This window comes from Agriterribacter sp. (genome assembly GCF_035497235.1).
Lineage (GTDB): Bacteria > Bacteroidota > Bacteroidia > Chitinophagales > Chitinophagaceae > Agriterribacter.
The window spans coordinates 1-22,311 of sequence record NZ_DATJEB010000023.1; the positions used below are offsets into that span (position 1 = coordinate 1).

Here is a 22,311-nt window from a genome sequence, read left to right on the forward strand (position 1 = left end):
TGCCGTGAAGATAGGCGGTTTATGTTGGGTAACAAGCACAATTATTCAGATACAGCAATCAAAGTTGAACCGCAGGATGCTGCCATTGATGGTACAGTCATTGCTTACGAACTACGCAAAATCATCCACAGCTACTTTCCGGATTTTCAAAAGGAACTCAGGCAGATAGCAGATCACCGCCAACGACAAGAATATAGCCGTCTGGCCGATGCCCTTTATGCCAACAACCGGGTGATGGGTATTTGTGAAAACAATGAATGGAAATACATCATTACTTTAAAGGAAGACAATCTGCCTGCATTGCAGGGCTGCCTCAAAGATGACCCGCCTACGGGGCGCAACAGCTTTGTTCATCATCCGGCGTGCACTGTAAAAGACACGACTGTTACCCTGGAGTTTTATTGGGTGCAGGACTTGCTTCACAAAAAACATCAGATAAGGTTATACTCCGGTTAAAGTAAATGAAGAGAAGCCCCCGGCTTCGGGTGACAAATCTGCACCTGTAAAACAGGATTTTTAGCAGAATTGCTGGGTTTTGCCGTTTGCCGTTTTGCCAGTAATTTCGCAAATCAACTCAGGCAAGAACAGGCAATTCAATTTTCCGTTTCCTGCCTGTATCCATTCTTTACCAAACACATAATTCTGTTATGGCATACGATGTAATTGTTTTAGGCAGCGGCCCCGGCGGATATCCGGCAGCTATCCGGGCTTCACAGTTAGGATTTAAGGTAGCGATTATTGAAAAAGAAAGTTTGGGCGGTATTTGCCTCAACTGGGGCTGTATCCCTACCAAGGCGCTGCTGAAAAGCGCGCAGGTATATGAATCTATGAAGCATAGTAAGGATTACGGACTGGAAGCTACAGGTGTTACACATAACTTTGATGCTGTTATTAAGCGCAGCCGCGGCGTAGCCGATAAAATGAGCAAAGGTGTACAGTTTTTAATGCGGAAGAACAGGATTGATGTGATAATGGGATATGGCAAACTTAAGGCAAAAGGGCAAATTGAGGTAACTGCCGCCAACGGGAAAATACAGTTAGTTGAAGGAAAATACATTGTGGTAGCCACAGGCGCCCGTTCGCGGGAGCTGCCCAGCCTTCCGATAGATGGTAAAAAAATAATCGGTTACCGCGAAGCTATGGCACTGCAGCAGCAACCCAAAAGTATGATCGTTGTGGGCAGCGGGGCTATAGGTGTAGAGTTCGCCTATTTTTATAATTCGCTTGGCACCAAAGTAACGATTGTTGAATTTTTACCCCGGGTAGTTCCCGTAGAGGACGAAGAAGTTTCGAAAGAACTGGAAAAACAGTTTAAGAAGCAAGGTATTACCATCCATACCAGCAGTGAAGTTACGAGTGCAGACACCAGCGGTAGCGGAGTAAAAGCCAGGGTTAAAACTGCCACCGGCGAAATTACCCTGGAAGCAGATATTATATTAAGTGCTGTTGGCATTGCAGCCAATATTGAAAATATTGGACTGGAGCAGTTGGGTATTAAAACAGAAAAAGGAAAGATTGCAGTGGATAAATACCAGCAAACCAATGTACCCGGCATTTATTCCATTGGCGATTGTAGTCCCGGTCAGGCACTGGCGCATGTTGCCAGCAAAGAAGGCATAGTGGCTGCCGAACACATGGGATATAATGAAAAGAAATACCCGCATTTGCCCGATACATTAGATTACAACAATATTCCCGGTTGTACTTATTGCACCCCTGAAATAGCCTCCATCGGTTACACCGAAAAAGCGGCAAAAGAAGCCGGCTATGAACTTAAGATTGGAAAGTTTCCGTTTATGGCATCAGGTAAAGCCAGTGCTGCAGGCGCTACGGAAGGGTTTGTGAAGATCATTTACGATGCTAAATATGGCGAACTGCTGGGTGCGCATATGATCGGCTATAGCGTAACCGAACTCATTGCTGAAGTATCGGTTGCCCGTAAATTAGAAACTACCTACCACGAAATACTCAACGCTTCCCACCCGCATCCTACCATGAGCGAGGGTGTAAAGGAAGCCACCGCAGCCGCTTACGGAGAAGCGATAGATATATAAATGAGTGGTAAGTGGTAAGTTGCAGGAAGATGCGGTCGGTACCCAACGTAAGGAGGGTCAGACCGCATCTTTGCGTTTCATCACATCAAATCCCGCTTTCATCACATTTTAATCATAGCATAGCTTATCTGCTTTACTATTGCAGAAACTTACCGGTTTATGCAATTAAAAAAATTAGAACCCTGGGGAGCAGTGGCCCTTCTGCTCATTTATATGTTTATAAAAGCGTTTGAAAGTGTAAGCCTTTCTGCGGACGCATTATTACATAAATACGGACAGGCGGCTATCCGCCATCATCTTGTTTTTGATTATTACAAGTATTACCTCATTCCCCAACTTACGGTTGTTACTGTTATTGCGGCGCTGCTTTTCATCTTAAATTTTAAGCTTGTTCCCCGGCAACTGCAAAAAAACAGCTATTTCCTTTTAGGCGTTTCTTTGATCCTTTCTTTTGCCGTTGCTTTTTTGGTGCTGCAGGTTTGTAATACATGGTTGCGTTATAATCTATACGCTATCTACCCAACAAAACAGGGAGCTGATATGCAGTTGGTTAAAGAATCATTTGCACAAACCGTTCTTGTTTTCGTGCTGTTTATCGCCTATTATTTATTAAAAATGCTGGTAGTGTGGCTATACATTAATCAATTCAGAGATAAACCGGCCAGTAAAAAAATATTTGTGCAACTTATGCTAACAGCATGGTTGTGGGTAATGCTGCTCAGCCTCGCTTTTATTTCCAGGGATTATTTCCCCGGCTGGCTGCCTTATTTTATTCTGTTGCTTTTTCCATTTTATATTGCGCTCTTTTTTAGCCTCACCTATTTTTTTATACCTGAGTACAGGAAAGCAGCGAAAAGAAAGAAAGTTATTTTTGCAACCTTGCTCGTCATTATTGTTGTTGGCGTTCCCTTATTCATACTATTCGGAAACATTTCCGGAGCCCACAGAAATGGCCAAACCTTTTTATCTACTTTCTTTTTTAACGTTGTGCTGATAGTTGTAACCTGGTTGCTGAGTAGGGTTTATGTTGATCAGCAAAAAGGAAGATTACAAGAGATCCATTCCTTACAACAAACCGTTTCCCAAAAAAGTGCCGGTATAGACTTCCTGCGTTCCCAGATCAATCCCCACTTTTTATTTAATGCGCTCAACACCATTTATGGTACTGCCCTGCAGGAAAATGCCGACCGAACGGCGGAAGGCGTACAGAAATTAGGAGACATGATGCGATTTATGCTGCAGGAAAACCAGGAGGAAAAAATACCGCTGGATAAGGAAATTAATTATTTAACAAATTATATTGACTTGCAGCGGCTCCGCACGCTAACCTCTCCCGATATAACTATTGACCTTACCATAAAAGATAAAGATTGCAGGCACTACATCGCTCCCATGCTGCTCGTTCCTTTTGTAGAAAATGCTTTCAAGCATGGCATCAGCCTGAAAGAAAAATCATGGATAAAAATTAACATATCGTGTGATACTGAAAATCTTTATTTCGATGTTTATAATAGCGTTCATTTTCCGAAAGAAGATGATCCTGAAAAAAACCGTTCCGGCATAGGACTGGAAAATGTAAAGCAGCGTTTATCACTTTTATACCCCCATCAGCATGAACTACATATCAGATCAACAAACAGCGAATTCTTCATCCACCTCACCATCCGGCTATGAGGCTGCCATATCTTCATGGGATAAAGTACTGTGGTGGATTGCCGCCGCCGATGCCCGGCTAATGAAGGATTGCGGACCAGACAGGTTTCGCTATACCGTAATTGGTTACACGGTAATGGCTACCTGGATATTTGCTACCCTGGCCTGGGGATATTTTTTTTCCACTTTATTTGATGACATCCTTATTATTTTACCTGCAGCGCTGTTTTTTGGTTTTGTTATTCTAACCATTGACAGGGGGCTTATTGCCGGTATAAACAGCAATGGCGGAAAAAACCGCTGGCTATCTTTATCGGTTCGGCTGGTGCTTGCGCTTACTATCGGCTTTTTTTTATCGCAGCCCGTGGTGCTAATGCTTTTTAAAAAAGATGTGGATGCGCATCTGCCCGTAGTAAAGGAAAAGAAAACAGCAGCATATACCCAACAAATACGACAGGAAAACACATTGCCTTTGCAGGATGCCAGAGCAGAGATTGACCGCATGCGTAATGAGCAAAAAGCCAGGGAACAGGAAATCCTTGATTTAAAAGATGCATATATCCGGGAAACAGACGGCACGGGCGGCTCCGGAAAAATTGGGGAGTATACTATAGCGCGTGTAAAGAAGATGGCTTACCTGAAAGCGGAAGAAGACCTGGCGGTTTGGAAAAGAGCGATACAACCGCCATTAGACAGCGCACTGGCGCAGGAAAAGAAAATAGAAAATAATATACGGGCACGCATAGGCGAATTTGAAACAGGCCTGTCAGACGGATTTCTGACCCGTATAGAAACCTTAGACGACCTGATGCTTACGCACCCACCCGTATTATACCGCTACCGGCTGGTGATTATGCTGATTATGCTGATAGAACTCATGCCATTGCTTACCAAACTCATGATGCCTTCGGGATTGTATGAAGAAAAAGTGCAGGATGCCGTGCTGCAAAAAAAGCTGGCCTGGCAAAATGAAAGAGCCGCTTTTCATGAAGTGGAAAAACAATTTTATGAAAAGGCACTGGCTTCCGATAAACAACTGCAAAGTGAGGTAATGGCTGAAATTGATGCATACCGCCGTAAAGAGGCTGAAAATTATTTTAATCAATGGAAGCAAAACCCTGGTAAAGTAAGGCAGTTCTGGGAACAAGTGAAAAGCAAGCTACTATATTTCAGCAGAAACTAAATAAAAGGTAGGCTCCCTTGTTTACAGGCAGCTCCAATGCTACTACTATGGCAGGTAACAGCAACCCGGATATTATCGTTTTTTTGTAGTTTTATTCCACAAATAAAATGAAGATACCGGCAGCATCAAATATTTACGCTTATCATTTTTAAATGCTTCACACAATCGCCATAGACGATGAACCCATTGCGCTGGAAGTGGTAAAATCACTTTCAGCAAAAGTACCTTTTGTAGATTTACAAGCCTGCTTTACCAATGCTTTTGAAGCGCTTGCCTATTTACAACAACAAAAAACAGACCTGATCTTCTTAGATATTAAGATGCCGGACATCAGCGGTATTGACTGGCTGAAATCAGTTGTGCAGCCGCCTATGGTAATTTTTACTACCGCCTATAGCGAACATGCGGTGGAAAGCTTTGAGCTGGATGCGGTTGATTATCTTTTAAAACCATTTTCACTTGCCCGTTTTTTAAAGGCAGCCAATAAGGCCAATGAATTGCACCGGTTAAAATCTTCCGCTTCCGTTCAGGAAGTCAACCCTGATCATGTATTTATAAAAAGCGGTTACGAGCAGATCAGGATAGACTTTGATGATGTCGTATACCTGCAGAGTGCTGGAAATTATGTTCACTTTATTCTTGCTGAAAATAAAATACTTTCCAGGCTTACCATGAATGAAGTAGAAGCCTTGCTTCCTGCTGTTCAATTTACCCGTATTCATCGCTCCTATATTGTTGCCAATAACAAAATTACCCGCCTGGATAAATACAATATCTGGATAGATGATATTTGCCTGCCGGTAGGCCCGGGTTACAGTACGGCATTGGAGCAAATGGTAAAGTGACCGTTCAGTCGGGCGGGGCTTTTTTGGTTACTTTTTTTCCGCAAAAAAACGACAAAAAGCAAAAGATAAATAAATTTCAAATGCGACATCCGAAGTGATAAATTCGAAATTGGAGAGAAAAGTTAGAAGAGAAAGAAGCGTTACTCGGCCTGTCGTTAACAGTTACTCACCTGATAGCTGAGAGCCGATGGCTGATTGCAAAATATCAAGAACCAAATAACAAAATACAAGAACCAAATAAAAATCAAAGCTCAAATCCGAAGCCAAATTCAACTATAAACCATAAACTTATAAACGACAAACCGACTCCCTCTCAAATTTCAAATCATAAATTTCAAATGCCCTAATGCCCAATCCCTGCTTTCAATTCAAACAGTTTACAATATACCACGATCAGTGTGCTATGAAGGTATGTACCGATGCGTGTATACTGGGCGCGTGGTTCGCGGAAAAGATATCACAGGGAAGTAAAGTGCTTGATATTGGCACGGGCTCAGGACTGCTAACACTGATGCTGGCACAAAAAATAAAAGCCAGGTTTGATGCTATTGAAAAAGACGCGCATGCTTTTAAACAAATGACAGAAAATATTGAACAGAGTAAATGGAAAGATAAGATCAACGCGTTTATGGGTGATGCCATTACTTATGTATTCCCGCATTTATATGATTTTATTATCTGCAATCCACCGTTTTATGAAAATGATCTGAAGTCGGGTAATGAAAAGAAAAATCTGGCCAAACACGATACCGGCTTAACACTGGAAACACTAATAAAAATCATTAATGAAAACCTGGCCGCGTCTGGCAGCTTTGGCGTACTCCTCCCCTTTCATCGTACAGCACAATTTGAACAGCTTGCTTCAGATAAAGGATTTCATTTGCATGAAAAGCTCCTGGTAAGGCAAACGCCGCAGCATGGCTTTTTCCGGAGTGTTTTACATTTTACCCGGAGCGGCAACCATACGGTGCAAACCGGGGAACTCACAATCAAACAAAAAAACGGAAACTATAGCAGCGCATTTACAGCCCTGCTGAAAGATTATTACCTGTATTTATAAAAATGCTTTTTAGCTATAGCAGTTTACTGTCCTGCATAATCTTTTAAATAAGCATACGGTGGGGTAAGCTTTCCCTTGTCAACAATGGTGGCTCTTTTTATCATTGGTGATCCATCTTTTATAAGATCTTCCAATATATATTTTATCAATTGCTCGCCAAAATAGCGGGAGGCATCACGCGGCAATTCATTGGGCAGGTTACCTACCGCAACAATATCAACCGAGCCTTCGAGGTAGGGCGCCGTTTTTTCAAAACTTTTCCTGTCTACTCCATATACAGGGTTTTCAATGGTTTGATCGCCGAGGTTAACAGGAACGGAGCCATTTACGTCATCTGTAATATCGGCAATGGTTTGAATAATAAACCTGTCGGAACGGATGGCTTCTTTTTCAAAGAGGCGGGGCATAGCTTGTTCCCAATACACGCCGTTCAATAAAATATCTGTTTGTTCGGCATAGGGCAAAAAAGTGCAGGCATATTGTTCCGGGTGTTCATGAAAGTTAACGCGGTTATAGTTGCCTGTGAGCTTATGCCGGTACAGCCCCGCTCCTTTCAACTGCGTATATACAGGATAGGCAAAGCGGCGGCTCAAATATTCATCGGGTTCCACTTCGTGAATACCCACCAGGTTCATCACTTCAAGTATGCCATGCGCCACGCGTCCTGAACCGGTTACTGCTATCTTTACATTAGGTATACGCAATCCGAAGTACGTATGAATGAGCTCCCGGAAGCTCCTTTGTTTATAAACCCGTTCCAGGTTATACCATCCCGTGCGTTTACCATAGGCCATTAAACCATTATGCGCGCCTACTACTCCTGCAAAAAAGCCAAAGCCAATAATACGTTGCCCGTCTTCATGCTCAAGGCATTCGTAATCTATCAGCGTTATTTTTTGTTCAATTACGGCACGAAGTAGCTTTTGATTTTGGGGTTGCTGTTTTTTTGTGTGTGAAAAGAAAAGATAGGTTTTACCCGTGATCAGCATATCAACAGGCACTTCCTTAATGCCGAACAACAAATCACAGTCGCTCATATCTTCTTTTACTTCAACGCCTGCAGCTATATATTCTTTATCGGTAAAGCAACGGAGGGAAGCGCTTTGTACCATAATACGCACATCGTCCGAATGCTTGTGTATCCATTTACATTGGGCAGGTGTTAAAGCCACCCGGTTATCAGCAGGATGTTTTCCTTCTTTTATCAGCCCGAGCTTGATCATATGCATAAATATAAATGGTTAAAACAAACGATGCGCTGAATTTTTATAATATAACGCAACAGCTTAAAAAAATTATTGCAATTCGTGGTGGAATATGTAATATTGCAACCCTTAATAAAGCGCTGGCTTTATTCAAATGTTTTAGCAACAGCGTATTGCCCGGATGGCGGAATTGGTAGACGCGCCAGACTCAAAATCTGGTATTGGCAACAATGTGCAGGTTCGATTCCTGTTCCGGGCACTTGATTATCAATCAGATATGAAGGTTCACGCATGTGAACCTTTTTTAATTTGTCAAAATTTGCAAACAATTTGCAAACAAAGACTTTAACTTACTCAAATTGAGATTTTCTGCAAATGATTTCAGGAAAGTGAAAGAACTATCGTTGCAAAATTACTGCTTTCCCTTCTCAAATGACCTACAATAAAAAACCTGCCCGGATAAAGCAGGTTTTAAAAATTCGCCATGAAGGTTATTATATTTTTATTCTATTGCTGAAAACCTTCTACTGAACTTATATGGCCCGATTTTCCTCGTTTTAATATACTCCACCACTTCCGAGCGAATAAAATATACCCTGCCTCTTTGTTTATGAAAAGGCAAGCCTCTTTTCATCCAGTCAGTAAGTGTAACTAATGAAATATCCAGAATGCCGGCAATATCACTGCGGGAAATAAAAGGTTCATTATTCCCAGTATCTGTTTTATTGGTTTCCTTTAAATCTTCCAGGCATTCTTTTATCGCTTCTTTTACCCATCGCTTAATATCATTTTCGTTAGGAACAAATAAAGTTTCCATACCACCTCATTTTCTTTTTTACACAAACTGAAATAATCTTAACCAGCGCTTTAATATTTCACCGACCCTCCCCCTATTTCCCCTTCCTCCTTCGGATCATCCACGCGCTCAAATTCCAGTAACGCTTCCATGATGCTGTTACCGAATGCTATTACCTGATCCTTATGTCCAATTTCAAATTCTTCCACCAGTTCATCTGCTACTTTAAATAAGATCAATTGGCTTTGCTTGTCAACTATACAATGTTTCATAGCTCCTTGCTCAATATATACACCAGGCTTCCGAGTATTGGATTATAAGAAGGGATATACCGGATATATCCCAACTCGTTTAAATCCCGCATACATTTGTGATAGGTTGCCATACCTGATATTTTTGCCTGCCGCATTAGTTCTTTGCTGTATACAGATACAGGTATTTGATGATCCCGGATTTTAGAATAGTACAGTATAGCCATGAATAAGCTGATGTGTGAAGGCCCGATACGTGGATCTTCACACACCATTTCCATAAAATCATATAATGCACTATCGCTATCCATTGCTTAATGCACTTTCTGTTTACGGCTCTGTTTCTTTACCGGTTCATCAGTTTTTTGTTTTTGCGCCTGTTTTTGTTTCTGCTCTTTTTTTTGAGACGGCGCAGGTTCCTGCTTTTCCTTTTGCTCCTGTTTTTGTTGCTGGCTTACCCGTTGTTTTAACTGATCAGCCAGTTCTTTGCCGATATATTGCTTTTCAACCAGCGTTTCAGTTGTTAACCGTTGCTTGCTGAGGTCGTAAACGTTCAAGGCACCCAGGGTGATATTGGGCGAGATGTATAGCTTTTCTTCGCTGCCGTTATTACCAACAAAAGTTGCTTTTTGCAGGTTACCCCTGTGCAGGGAATCAATCAATGATTGTTTGTATTGTTCGTTGGTCAATTCTTTAATAGGATATTTTGAAAGGATGTTTTCCAAAGCAAAGCCGTAGTTTTTAGTGTATTGCTTCATTTCATAATTGCCATTTTCCAGCTTGTTCTTAAAGTTCAGTTTTACCCATGCCTCATATTCGTTGCCTTCATTACTTACAAGGTTTTTGTGATCAGGGCGACCTGCGAGCAGGTTATAGGCTTCTTTTAGCGTGTACTTGTTGTCAACCTTATTTTTTTGCTGGTTGCCATCCTCACTGTCACCCGTAGCTTTTTTTGAAGTGATGTAAAAGGTCTGATTCAACGTATTGGCCTGTCCATCCTTTTGCAGTTGCAGGTCAAACTTGTTGAGAAAATAATAATCTGATGTGGCGGACTTTTTTAAATGTAGGTCTGCCTTTACGTGATCGCCATCATAGCTCTTTTTAAATTCATGTTGTATTAACGGCACACCCTGTTCCATTTTCGATTTCAGTTCAGGTGTAAAAGCTTCTGCAAACCCTATCCGCTTTAACTGGCTTTCATTGAAGCCCATTGCTTTTTCATCCATGATGATTTCATTTTATGATGATTAAATAGGAATTTTCCTGGTAGTACACGTAACAACATTATAATACCTGCAGCTTATAAATACTGATTTCTCAGAATACCGCATTTTACTTTCAACTATTTTATCCTGAATTCATTCATTTCTCACGTCAATGACCATTCGATAAGTGTTTGTATTTATTAGATAATAAAATAAAATACTTACAACAATATTTATTTTATTGATATTCTAAAAAATTTGTTAAAAACATTATCATATATCAAATAATATTTTTAAGTTTGGATACATAACCTTAATCCACTCTAATGCCTTGTCGAAAGATGTCATACATATGGCTATGGCCATGTATTGTGATAGCATTACTAAGTATATATTATACCGATGCTAATGCTCAGATACAGCATCATGCTTTTAAAGACACACTTCCGGCAGGAAAAAATAACGTAGTCTCCGAAAAAATCGCCTCGCTTAAAAATACTGCAGGTCATACAAAAGATTCCCTCCGCTCATTTAAAGATTCCATCAGATCGCTACTGAAGTCAACATTTAAAAACTCAAAAAATAACAGCGGCCAAGACAGCCTGAACCGGTTGCTGGATTCCTTTACCGACAGAGATTCTCTTAGCAGTTATTTGGCAGCCCATTTAGGGTATGATCCTCAAAGCATACATAAGGATAGCCTGGTTAAAAAATTGCGCTCCCTCCCGGCGGCAGAACTTAAAAAAAGAGTGAGTGTTTTAAAACAAGCATTGCACAAGCCGGACAAAGATGTAGTTGCGAAAAAATTGACCTCACTTGTCCCGGCTGGTTTTGATGGAACTTCAGCCATTGCCCAAATCGGAGGCGGTTATATCAATTACAATTATATGTTCCGTTCGGCTATTGATACGCCTTACATGGAACAAAATATGGGACAGCACCTCGTTAACGCCCAATTGGATGTAGCCCTGATGGGGCTTCCTTTCCAGGTAAGTTATTATGGGAGAAAAAGTAATTCTGTTTTTCTGCGCGATTACAATGATTTCAGGGTAGCCTTTAATGTGCCTTCGTTCAGAAGGCTGAAACAGGAACAATTGCGCAGGCAATTAAATAGTTTGACAGGGAAAATACAGCCACCGGAGCTTACGCAAAACTTAAAAGGGGTTAAAGACAGGATCAAAGGCTTAAAGCTTCAATTAACCTCAACGGAATTGTTGAACCGATATTTAAAGGCTAAGCAAAATATCGCTTATGCCGACCGGCTTCCTGATAGCACTGGCGATAAGAATACTTTGATTGAATCGTCAAAAAATATAGTCAGCACTTATGAACAGCAGCAACAAACTTTAAATCACCTGGAAGCAGCCAGGGATTCATTGCAATTTGTGTACCAGGGAAACGTAAAGAAGATACAGCAATTGCGGCAGTTGGTCAATGGCAATTTGTATACAACCCGGGGTGTGCAACAGATCAGGGAAGAGCTAAAGGAAGAAGGTTTGCTGGACAAAAAAACAGACCGTTTGCTGAAAACAGCATATGCTGTCCGGTCATTTGCGATCGGCAGAACGCTTCCCAATATGAGTAACCTTACAGTGAAAAATGTAAACGTCACCGGCATCAATTTTGAATACAACGCGAGTAATATCTATGCGGCAATTACTGCGGGTAAAATTGATTTCAGGTCAAGGGACTTTATGTATGGTAAACCTTCACGCGTTCCGCAGCGTGTGTATGCAGCCGCTATAGGCTACGGTGAAAAAGAAGGAAATCATTTAATAATTACGGGCTATTCGGGGAAAAAGCAAATTATTTCCAATAGCGGGTTAACAGCTTCGCCACTCAGTGGCATGAGCATTGAAGGCCAGTGGAGAATTAGCCAGTACTTTAACGTAACTGCGGAGGCCGCTCAGTCTACCAGCCCGGTTCATGCCTCTGCGCAGGGCGTCACAAAGCAACAGGGATTTAAGATCAGCGATAACAGCAATAAAGCTTATTCCATAAAGCTGTTGGGTTACCTGCCTTCAACCCGAACAAGGTTTGAAGGATATTACCAGAAAACGGGAATCAATTTTCAAAATTTTACCAATTACCGCGTAAATGCCAATACGTCCACCTGGAGTATGCGCATAGAGCAATACCTGTGGAAGAGGCAACTCAGGCTGCTTGCTTCGGCCCGGAAAAATGATTACAGCAATCCTTTTATTATTCAGCAGTATAACAGCAACACCGTGTTTACTTCTTTTTCGGCAACACTGCGCAAAAGAAATCTTCCTTCTTTAACAGTTGGGTATATTCCTTCTTCACAGTATACTATTGTAGGAAACCAGGTAGCGGAAAGCCGTTACCAGTCACTGAATATCAGTGCAACTCATACCTACCGCATTGGCATAATGCGGGCCAACGGAACTGTTACCTACAACAGGTTTTATAATTCAGGCAGCGATACGGGCTTTGTATATTACAATGCCAATCATTTTTATACCTGGCATCAATTTGTTTTCTCCTTGTTCACTGCTAATATGGGATATGCCCGCACCGCCAATAAGCAATATGCTTTGGATGTAATGGATGGAGGACTTACTATTAACTACACGAAAAATTTCAGTACGGGCGGCGGTGTAAAAATCAATAAATACAATACAACCGAAGTTAAAACCGGTTTGTATTACAATTTCAGGTGCAGACTGCAACGCATAGGTGATATTAACCTGTGGTACGAGAGAGGTTATTTACCCGGCAGCGCAAACGCTTTAATCAAAAATGAATGGTTCACCCTTGGGTTTACCAGGTACTTTAATAATACAATAAAATTATGAGGATACTCATAGCATCCATTTTGCTGTTTGTGGGCTTTAATGCCACAACCCAGGTAATTATTACCCCTCAGTTGCAGCGCGTTGGTATACTCCAGAAACAACAGTTATGGAATATGGTGCTTTCCAATACTTCGGCATATGTAGTATCAGGTCATGTAGAAGTGGTATTGGGAGATGCGGTTAACGGTCAGCCCATACTGGTTGGCGTGGCCAGGGAATTGAACGTTTCTCCCGGCGTTACTCAAATTAATGCTGCAGCCTTGGAACCGGTGCAGTATACGCAAGTGGATGGCAACTATGTTATAGACCCTGGCCCAAACGGGTTTTTACCGCTGGGAAATTTTTCGGTATGCATCAGTTTTTTCAGGCATGAACATGGTATTGTAAGTCAGGTTGCGGAAGAATGTGATTTTATAGAAGTAGAACCGCTCAGCCCTCCGCAATTGCTGCTGCCGTGGGATGAAGCGCAGGAAACGCAGCTCAATCCCACATTCAACTGGCTGCCGCCCGCTCCGGCAAGCTTCTTTACCAATTTGCGGTATGATATGGATATGATGGAAATCTTTCCCGGGCAATCTCCGGCTGATGCCATCCAGCAAAATATTCCATTACTGCATCAGCCGGAAATGATTGCTACATCGCTTTTGTATCCTGTTTCGGCGCCGGCGTTGCAATATGATAAGCAGTATGCCTGGAGGATCACCGCTAAAAGCAACGGAACGGTAGTTTCACGCACCGATGTTTGGTCCTTTACGCTTAAACGGGAGGTTGACATACCCAGAATAAGAACCAACAACCTGCCCTATTCCAAATTAGTAAAATCCGATCAGCCTGCGTATTCGCTTCAGGTAGATTTTTTGAAGTTTGAGTATTTCAATGAAGCGGGCGACAGTACATGGAATATCGCGATGTATGACCTGGATGATAAAAACCTGGATACGATCGCGTTTCAGTGGGACTCTATTCCGCTGCGCCCCGGTCAAAACCTCGTCAATATTGACCTGGGTAATAACCCGGCATTTACAGATAAACATTTTTACCTGCTGGAGCTTATCAATGGCAGAAATGAAAAATGGCGGCTAAGGTTTGAGTTCAGAAGAGCGGAGGGAATACAGTAGAATTTGAAAATGTGGAAGTGTGAAAATGTGGAAATGTGGAAATGAAAATACAGCGGTCGGCACGTGACGAAGGAATGTCAGATCGCTGTGAGTAGTAAATAGATGAAACGTGAGAAGCTGGATAGTGAAAATACAGCGGTCGGTATGCGATGAAGGAGCGTCAGACCGCTGATAACCGGTATCCGTATATGAAACGCTCATATAAATTTTTTACACAAAACCTGTCCTGCGAGCGGCAAATTAAAAATATACGAATGAATTATTTATCGGGGAAAAAACTACAAAAAAAGGTAGCGGCCTTCTTGCTTTTAGTAATGTTTATTGAAACCCTGTTGCCTGTGCAAACCCTGGCAATGGTGAATTGGAATCAACACTATGTTAGCGAAGGCAATGCCTATAAAACCTTGTCCTATCCCTTTTCCCCTTTGTTCAATCTAACCTACGATTCGGTATCAAAGATGGTGAGGCATGAGGAAAGTAACGCAGCAGTCGAACCCGCAGTTGTAAAAAACATGCCGCAACAGAAAGCCGCGTTTAAGAAATCTATGATCGGCGGACCCGGCCAACCTGAAATGAGCAGCTTTAAAAGTGTGAACGCAGATAATATGGTAGACCTGTTTACAGGTGATTTCTCCTATAACATTCCTTTGCTTGATGTAGGCGGTTACCCGGTGAATATTCATTACAACGGCGGGGCTACTATTGACCAGGAAGCCAGTTGGGTGGGACTGGGATGGAACATCAATCCCGGTACGATTAATCGTAGTATGCGCGGGCTTCCGGACGACTTTAACGGTGAGGACAAGATCAGCAGGATACAGCATATTAAAACCAATAAAACAGTGGGTGCAGGTGTAGCCGGCGGCTTTGAATTATTTGGTAGTGTAATAGGGCTCAATTTTAATGTGGGTGTATTTAATAACACCTATAATGGCTGGGGCATGGAAAATGGCATAAACGCAAACCTGAGCGCAGGCAGCGCATCAAAGGGCACGCTTACTGCTTCACTGGGGTTGCAAAATAATTCGCAGTCGGGGTTAAATATTTCGCCGGGGCTAAGTTATAGCCTTGCTTCTCAAAATAGCGGGTTACAGGGTACAGCCAGCATAGGCGCCAATTATAATTCACGCATGGGGCTTTCGGGTTTGCAGTTTAATGCAGCAGTATCTGCTTCCACCAGTGTGGGATGGCGTGAGAAAAATGATAAAAATGAAATATTAACGCGTTACCAGAATGCTTCCTTAGGAACAGCAAGTGTGTTTTCTTCCGGAATATCATTTGCCACACCTGCCTATACGCCCTCTATCCAGATGCCGTTGACCAGCACCAATTATACCTTTAGTGCCAAATACGGGGGAGAAATTTACGGGGCTTATATCAATGCATCCATTTCGGGCTATGTGAGCAAACAGGAAATAGCCTTCGAAGATACGCTTCAATCTTTGCCGGGTTATGGTTACCTGTATTACTCAAAAGCCAACGATCATGCGGAAGCCCTACTGGACTTTAACCGGGAGAAGGAATCTTATTTCAATTATAAATCCACGCCTCATATTGCTTTGCCGCAATACAATTATGATGTGTATAATATCAGTGGTGAGGGAACAGGGGGAATGTTCCGGCCCTACCGGAGTGAGGCCGGCTATATCAGGGATCATCATTTACAAACCAAAAGCAAAACGGATAACCTTGCATTTAATATCGGCGGCGGAACTTATTTTAAAGGAGGAGTGGATTACAATGAAACCATTGCTACAACCCGTAACGCGGCATGGAAAAGCGATATTACTTCAAACATAAGTTTTACCGGTGCGGACAGCACTTACCAGCCCGTTTATTTTCGCAATCCCGGCGAAAAAACAAGCAATACGCCTGCCTATTATAATATGATTGGTGGCGACAGCCTGGTACGCATCAAACTGGGCGGCGACATCCAAAATGTAACTGCTACAAATGCCCTGGTGGCGTACCGCAATAAACGGCCTGTAAAAAATATTAGTGTAACAAGCCCCCTTTTGAAATCGGAACGCGATAAAAGAACCCAGGTAATTACCTATAAGAATGCACAGGAAGCAAAGACTTACGGGCTTGACAGGATCATCCGGTCCTATAAAGAAAATGCTATTCCAATCGGAGCCTGTGCCGATACCATAGTAGATACCATACTGAGGGTAGATGCTGACGTGCATAAAGCTCATCATTTATCAGAAGTAACCGTTCTTAATGCAGACGGCCGCCGTTACATCTACGGATTACCTGCCTACAATGCGGAGCAGCGGGATGTAACATTTTCTGTTGAAAAGGAAACTAATACGGAAAATATTGATAAAGGCCTGGCATTATATGCTGCCGGAGCAGATAATACGGCGAAGCTGAACAATAAGGGTAAGGAGAATTTTTTCACCAAAGATATATTGCCACCCTATGCTCATTCCTTTTTGCTTACCGGCCTGGTATCGCCCGATTATGTAGATATTACCGAAGACGGAATTACAGACGATGATCTTGGAGATGCTGTGAAATTTAATTATTCCATGATCTATGGTAAGAGTAAGGGTTATTACCACTGGCGCACGCCCAATGATCAAAACAAGGTAAACTATAATGAAGGGCTTAAAACATACAGCAGGGATGATAAGGGAACTTATATGTACGGCGAAAAAGAAGTATGGTACCTCAATTCCATTGTTTCCAAAACCATGATCGCTGCCTTTACGATCAGCTCAAAAAGAGAAGACAACCTGGGTGTGCTCAATGAAAACGGGGGCATTGATGCCAATCAGAAATTAAGGCGGCTCGAAAGAATTGATTTGTATTCCAGGGCCGACCTGGTAAAATACGGGGGAGGCGCCAGGCCGGTGAAATCCGTTCATTTCGAATACGACTATTCCCTGTGCAGGAATACACCCAATAATTCAGGCAATCCCGTTGATAAAGATGGCAATGCTGTTTCCGAAAGCTCCAACAACAATGTGAATAAAAATAAAGGCAAGCTCACTTTACGCAGGATATGGTTTTCTTATAACGGCAATTACAAAGGCGTCAAAAATCCTTATACATTTTCTTACGGAACGGACGAGACCGGGCAGGAGCAAAATAAGTATAACCCGCAGCACAACAGTAAAAATTACGACAGGTGGGGCACTTATAAAGACCCTGCGTCTAACCCGGGTGAATTAAATAATATAGAATATCCCTACACGGTGCAGGATGGCGATAAAGCCGCTGAGTATGCATCGGCATGGAACCTCACCGATATCAGGCTTCCTTCGGGCGGTTTAATGAAGGTAACCTATGAAGCGGATGATTATGCTTATGTGCAAAACAGGAGGGCAATGCAGTTGTTTTCCATTGCAGGCTTCGGCAACAGCGAAAGCGATGAGCCCAAACCATTAACGTATCAAAAAATTGGCAACGCAATCAATGACTACGATTATATTTTTATTGATGTGAGTCAACCCGTAATTGATAAAGCCGACATCTATCGCAAATACCTTGAAGGCGTACAAAAACTCTACTGCAAAATTGCTGTCAATATGCCCAATGACCGGTGGGGCTCGGGCGCCGAGCCGGTACCCTGCTATATTGAAGCGGACAATAACCAGTATGGCGTAGTAAGCGGCAATAACCAGCGTATATGGATTAAAATGGCAAGGGTGGATAACAAACATCCGGTAGCCCTGGCGGCAATACAATTCATGCGGCTTAACCTTGGCTCCAAGGCTTATCCCGCTTCCGAAATGGGAGATAATATCGGTTTTGGCGATGCGGTTACCATGCTGGTGTCCTCACTGGATGAGATAAGGAATACGGTGAAGGGCTTTTATGATAACAGCCGCACTAAAAACTGGGGCAGCACGATTGAACTTTCCCGCTCCTTTATCCGGCTGAATGTGCCCTCACACATAAAATATGGCGGCGGATACCGCGTAAAGCGGGTTGAGGTTTTTGACAACTGGAAACAAATGACCGATCAACGGGAAGCCAGTTACGGACAGGATTATAATTATACCACAACGAAGATTATTGCACGGGATACAATCGTTTCCGGAGTGCGGAAGCTGCTAAAGGATACATTAACGATCAGCAGCGGGGTAGCTGCTTACGAACCTTTTATTGGGGGTGAAGAAAACCCTTTCCGCGAACCCATGGAATACGAGGAAAGGGCATCTGTGCTGGCGCCCAAAAATTTCATGTATACCGAAAAACCATTGGGAGAGTCATTCTACCCTTCCGCAATGGTGGGCTATAGCAAAGTAAGGGTAAGGACGATACACACAAAAGCACGGTCGGCTAACGGCTGGCAGGAAACGGAATTTTATACCACAAAAGAGTTCCCTACGCTTGTTGATTTTACACCTTTGGATGGCGACAGCAAAAAGCGATACAATCCTACGCTAAGAAACCTGCTTAAGCTTAACGCCGTTCAAAACATTACCCTGTCGCAGGGCTTTAAGATAGAGCTGAATGACATGAACGGCAAAATGAAAGCCCAGTCCAATTACAGTGAAAACGATTCGGCCAATGCCATTCAATATACCAGGCATTTTTATAAAGTAGACAATGACGCCGTTGACCAAAAGCATTTGAACAACAAGGTATGGGTGGTGGATTCATTGAATGGCAAGATTAATACCCACGGTATTATCGGGCTTGATATTGAGCTCATGAATGATATGCGGGAACAATATTCCTTTACGCATTCTAAAAACCACCAGGCTAACCTCGACCTGATCCCCTTTATATGGTTCCCACTCCCGGTGATCACTTATTTTCCGATGTTTCAAAAAGAGGAAAACACGTTCCGGTCGGCTGCAACGGTAAAGATCGTTCAGCGCTATGGCATATTAGACAGCATGGTGGTAATAGACAAGGGAAGCATCGTGTCTACCAAGAACATGGTGTTCGACAGTGAAACAGGGGATGTAGTGGTATCCCGCACCAATAACGAGTTTGATGATCCCGTATACCAGTTCAATTACCCCGCCTACTGGGCATATAGCGGTATGGGGCCTGCCTATAAAAATATTGATGCGGTGTTTAAGAACAAAAAAGTCATAAAAGGTAAAATGCTCAATGCCGATGAGAGCTATTTCGAACCGGAACGCTTTTTTGAGAGCGGAGATGAAATATTAATAGACACCTGTCATTTAACGGAGACAATAACCAACAGGCCGGGCGACTGTCCATTCTATGCATTCTCCGGTAAAACGCCCAACATCCGGATATGGGCCATTGATGCGGCTAAAGGAAAAGAAAAAGACAAAGGGCTTTATTTTATTGACGAAAATGGCAAACCCTTTCATGGGTTTATTGAATCCATGCGGATCCTCCGCTCCGGTAAACGCAATATGCTGAGCGCCGGCGCGGGCAGCATTGTTTCCCTTGGTAACCCCGTCAAAGAATGGACAACGGGCAAATACCGGATTGTTATAGACAGCAATGCCAATATAATTCAAACGGCGGCAACAACCTATAAGGATTTGTGGCAGGTGGAAAAAAATTATTATGTGAAAGACAGCGTGGTGAGAGTGTACAGGGACTTTGGACCCCTGATAGTTGATGCCGATACTTATCTTGCCATGTACGACAAAACGGGAGGCAATGAAATCCATGTAAATAGAATTTATAGTAATTCCAGTTTTGTAACAGCAAGCTTTGATTATATAGGAAGTTGCAGCGGTGTTGGTGGCAGGCATTCACGTACAGCAAAAACAAAAAGCATCCTGAAGTTTAATCTTCACGAAATTCCGACAGATGCCATAATTACAGCTGCTTCAATTACATTCTCACCTAAAACCCCTTTGAATTTCTGGTTCCAGAAGAAGGCTAAAAGGAATTGTCTTTTTGGAGGAGATTCAAAATACGGGTTTAACTGGACAACTGCCAATACGTATTTTGCTGGTCAGTCCAATGCAAAATTTCGTCAGCTGACATCTGTTTGGGCACCGGGCGACTGGCCTTATGATCAAATTGTGGGAAGTAATATTCATGAGGTTTCTATAGGAAAAGATGCTGGTAATCATGAAGCTGTGAATTGCAAAGATCTGATACAGGATTATATTAGTAAGGATGTTGATCAACGTTTTGGATTTGTGTTTGAACTTGATAAAAATGAGCAGACTGACAATGGAAATAATGAGATTAATTATCTGAGTTTTTGTGGTGAGCAAGGCAGAAACGCTTTAGGCAGTTCTGTGAATTGCGAACCAAAGTATGGCGATGTAGATGGTACAAACTGTGAAAACTGCCCCAAACCTGTTCTTACACTTTCCTTTAAAACTTTTGTAGATTCCGCAGTAAAACTCTGTAAGGAAAACATTTCCGATACCGCTACCAATCCTTACCGCTGGGGCATTCTCGGTAACTGGCGGGCAGGCAGGGCCTATACCTGGTATAACGATCGCCGGGAAAGCGATGCCGCTGTAACGGATACGGATATACGTACCGAAGGCGCGCTGAAAAACTTCACGCCCTTCTGGAGCTTTGAACAAACCGGGTTGGTTAACAGCGCAGATACTACCAAATGGGTGTGGAATGCTGCCAGCTCCATTTATAACAAACGGGGTTTTGAAATTGAAAATTATGATCCCTTAGGAAGATACAACGCCGGCCTGTACGGCTATAACCAGTCGCTGCCGGTGGCTGTAGTGCAAAACAGCCGCTACAGGGAACTGCTCTATGACGGTTTTGAAGATTACCATTTTAAGAATGAAGCCTGCGCACCGCTTTGCGAAAACGACCGTGAATTTGATTTTGTAAAAGATCAGTCGGGTGTAGCGATAGACAGCACTCAAAGCCATACCGGCAGGTATAGCGTAAAAGTAAATGCGGGATCAGAGTCATTGCTTACTGCCATCGTTAGCGCCGCGGATACGGCATGGCCTGCGGTTTCAGCACAGGTAGATTCGGTGCCGGTATATACCACCCGCGTAATTGGCGCGGGCACGGGGCTGCTGGGAACATACAACCAGTCTTCGTTCCAGGCCGGGGAAGGAGGATGCTACAGCAGCGGGGTGAACGACTACACGCGGCCGGAGCCTTTACCCGATCTGAGTTGGGGCTATGCCACACCCATTCCCAACCTTTGCGGGCAGGGCGCATATACCGCTGTAATAACAGGGAAGATCCAGGCTAAAACTACCGGCAATTATACTTTTTACCTTACTGCGTACGGTGCGCTTTCTTACATAACAATAGGAGGTTCTTCTTTTGTCTTTGGTAGTGTCGGGGAGAACACATTAACGATCCCGGTGACTGCAGGAGAACTGTACCCCATTGTTATCTATTATTTGAACAGTCCAGGTGACCAGTTCAGGCTCAGGCTCCAGTGGTCGTCTGAAGCTTCCGGTGTCAATAAAGAGATCATCCCGGTAAGCTTCCTTTACCCACCCCAGACGCCTGGAGCTCCGCCCCAGTCTTTTGAAAGAGACATTCAAACCTATTGCGTTAACCTGGATAATGTTAAAGCGGAGCATATCATACGCCCCGGGTTTTCGCCTGTGCAAGGTCGTGACATAGTAGTGAGCGCCTGGATGAAAATGGGTGGAGAAGATTGTAACACGGCTGCCGTGCTTACCGATGCACTAAAGGCAGGGTTCAAACAGGAAGGCGTTGCGCTGGGCGAATTTTTCTTAGAAAAGACAGGGGCCCGGATTGAAGGCTGGCAGCGCTATGAAAAAATGATAACGGTTCCCCAAACTGCCACAGAAATATTTCTCAGCCTGAAAGGAACGCAAAGCAAAACCATTTACGTGGATGATATACGGGTACAGCCTTTTAACAGCAGCGTAAAATCATTTGCTTATGATGCCGTAAGCCTGCGGCTGATGGCGGAGCTTGATGAGAATAACTATGCCACTTTCTATGAATACGATAATGACGGAACCTTGATAAGGGTGAAGAAAGAAACGGAAAGAGGCATACAAACGATCAAAGAAACAAGGAGCGCGCTGATACGGGAATAAGTGCCGCAGTCGGTACGCCACAAAGGAGCGTCAGACCGCGGGATGAAAATGTGAGTAGTGAATAGTGAGTGAGGCGTGAGGGAATAAACGCCAGAAGTTGAATAACACCCCTGCACCCTGCAACTTGAACCCTGTATACCCTGTAACCTGAAACAAAC

At 43.1% G+C, this 22,311-nt stretch carries 14 protein-coding genes and 1 tRNA gene; 10 read left to right on the forward strand and 5 right to left on the reverse strand.

Annotated elements, in window-relative coordinates:
- From VL121_RS06915 to VL121_RS06940, 6 genes are all read left to right on the forward strand, one after another.
- A partial coding sequence (locus tag VL121_RS06915; RefSeq protein WP_325403560.1) for a hypothetical protein occupies window positions 1–456 on the forward strand: 456 nt, incomplete at its 5' end.
- Between the two features lie 191 nt (window positions 457–647).
- A complete protein-coding gene (lpdA, locus tag VL121_RS06920) occupies window positions 648–2,054 on the forward strand; it encodes a dihydrolipoyl dehydrogenase (RefSeq protein WP_325403561.1) in 1,407 nt (468 codons plus the stop codon).
- Between the two features lie 159 nt (window positions 2,055–2,213).
- A complete protein-coding gene (locus tag VL121_RS06925; RefSeq protein WP_325403562.1) occupies window positions 2,214–3,728 on the forward strand; it encodes a sensor histidine kinase in 1,515 nt (504 codons plus the stop codon).
- Window positions 3,667–4,890, forward strand: coding sequence for a DUF4407 domain-containing protein (locus VL121_RS06930; protein WP_325403564.1), 1,224 nt, complete (start codon window positions 3,667–3,669; stop codon window positions 4,888–4,890). The genes VL121_RS06925 and VL121_RS06930 overlap by 62 nt, the downstream gene beginning before the upstream one ends.
- 152 nt (window positions 4,891–5,042) lie before the next feature.
- Window positions 5,043–5,735: a LytR/AlgR family response regulator transcription factor gene (locus tag VL121_RS06935; RefSeq protein WP_325403565.1), complete on the forward strand. Its 693-nt coding sequence runs from the start codon at window positions 5,043–5,045 to the stop codon at window positions 5,733–5,735.
- A gap of 403 nt (window positions 5,736–6,138) precedes the next feature.
- Complete coding sequence (locus VL121_RS06940; RefSeq protein ID WP_325403566.1) at window positions 6,139–6,795, forward strand: tRNA1(Val) (adenine(37)-N6)-methyltransferase; 657 nt, start codon at window positions 6,139–6,141, stop codon at window positions 6,793–6,795.
- A gap of 23 nt (window positions 6,796–6,818) precedes the next feature.
- On the opposite strand, the gene VL121_RS06945 is transcribed toward VL121_RS06940, so the two are convergent.
- Window positions 6,819–8,018: an NAD(P)-dependent oxidoreductase gene (locus VL121_RS06945; protein ID WP_325403567.1), complete on the reverse strand. Its 1,200-nt coding sequence runs from the start codon at window positions 8,016–8,018 to the stop codon at window positions 6,819–6,821.
- A gap of 157 nt (window positions 8,019–8,175) precedes the next feature.
- Here VL121_RS06945 and VL121_RS06950 point away from each other — a divergent pair.
- Window positions 8,176–8,259: transfer RNA gene (locus VL121_RS06950), tRNA-Leu, on the forward strand.
- 243 nt (window positions 8,260–8,502) lie between these two features.
- On the opposite strand, the gene VL121_RS06955 is transcribed toward VL121_RS06950, so the two are convergent.
- From VL121_RS06955 to VL121_RS06970, 4 genes are read right to left on the reverse strand one after another with little or no spacing between them, the layout of a single operon-like run.
- A complete protein-coding gene (locus VL121_RS06955; RefSeq protein ID WP_325403568.1) occupies window positions 8,503–8,817 on the reverse strand; it encodes a helix-turn-helix domain-containing protein in 315 nt (104 codons plus the stop codon).
- Between the two features lie 50 nt (window positions 8,818–8,867).
- The gene (locus tag VL121_RS06960) at window positions 8,868–9,068 is read right to left on the reverse strand and encodes a hypothetical protein (RefSeq protein ID WP_325403569.1); all 201 of its coding nucleotides are present in this window, start codon (window positions 9,066–9,068) and stop codon (window positions 8,868–8,870) included.
- Window positions 9,065–9,358, reverse strand: a complete 294-nt coding sequence (locus VL121_RS06965; RefSeq protein ID WP_325403571.1) for a hypothetical protein — start codon at window positions 9,356–9,358, stop codon at window positions 9,065–9,067. The genes VL121_RS06960 and VL121_RS06965 overlap by 4 nt, the downstream gene beginning before the upstream one ends.
- A 3-nt stretch (window positions 9,359–9,361) precedes the next feature.
- Entirely contained in the window at window positions 9,362–10,273 is a 912-nt protein-coding gene (locus tag VL121_RS06970; RefSeq protein WP_325403573.1) for a hypothetical protein, read from the reverse strand.
- A gap of 320 nt (window positions 10,274–10,593) precedes the next feature.
- On the opposite strand from VL121_RS06970, the gene VL121_RS06975 reads away from it, so the two are divergent.
- From VL121_RS06975 to VL121_RS06985, 3 genes are all read left to right on the forward strand, one after another.
- Complete coding sequence (locus VL121_RS06975) at window positions 10,594–13,068, forward strand: hypothetical protein (RefSeq protein WP_325403575.1); 2,475 nt, start codon at window positions 10,594–10,596, stop codon at window positions 13,066–13,068.
- Entirely contained in the window at window positions 13,065–14,186 is a 1,122-nt protein-coding gene (locus VL121_RS06980; RefSeq protein ID WP_325403577.1) for a hypothetical protein, read from the forward strand. The genes VL121_RS06975 and VL121_RS06980 overlap by 4 nt, the downstream gene beginning before the upstream one ends.
- A gap of 254 nt (window positions 14,187–14,440) precedes the next feature.
- The gene (locus VL121_RS06985) at window positions 14,441–22,153 is read left to right on the forward strand and encodes a PA14 domain-containing protein (RefSeq protein WP_325403579.1); all 7,713 of its coding nucleotides are present in this window, start codon (window positions 14,441–14,443) and stop codon (window positions 22,151–22,153) included.
- The last annotated feature ends 158 nt before the right edge of the window (window positions 22,154–22,311 follow it).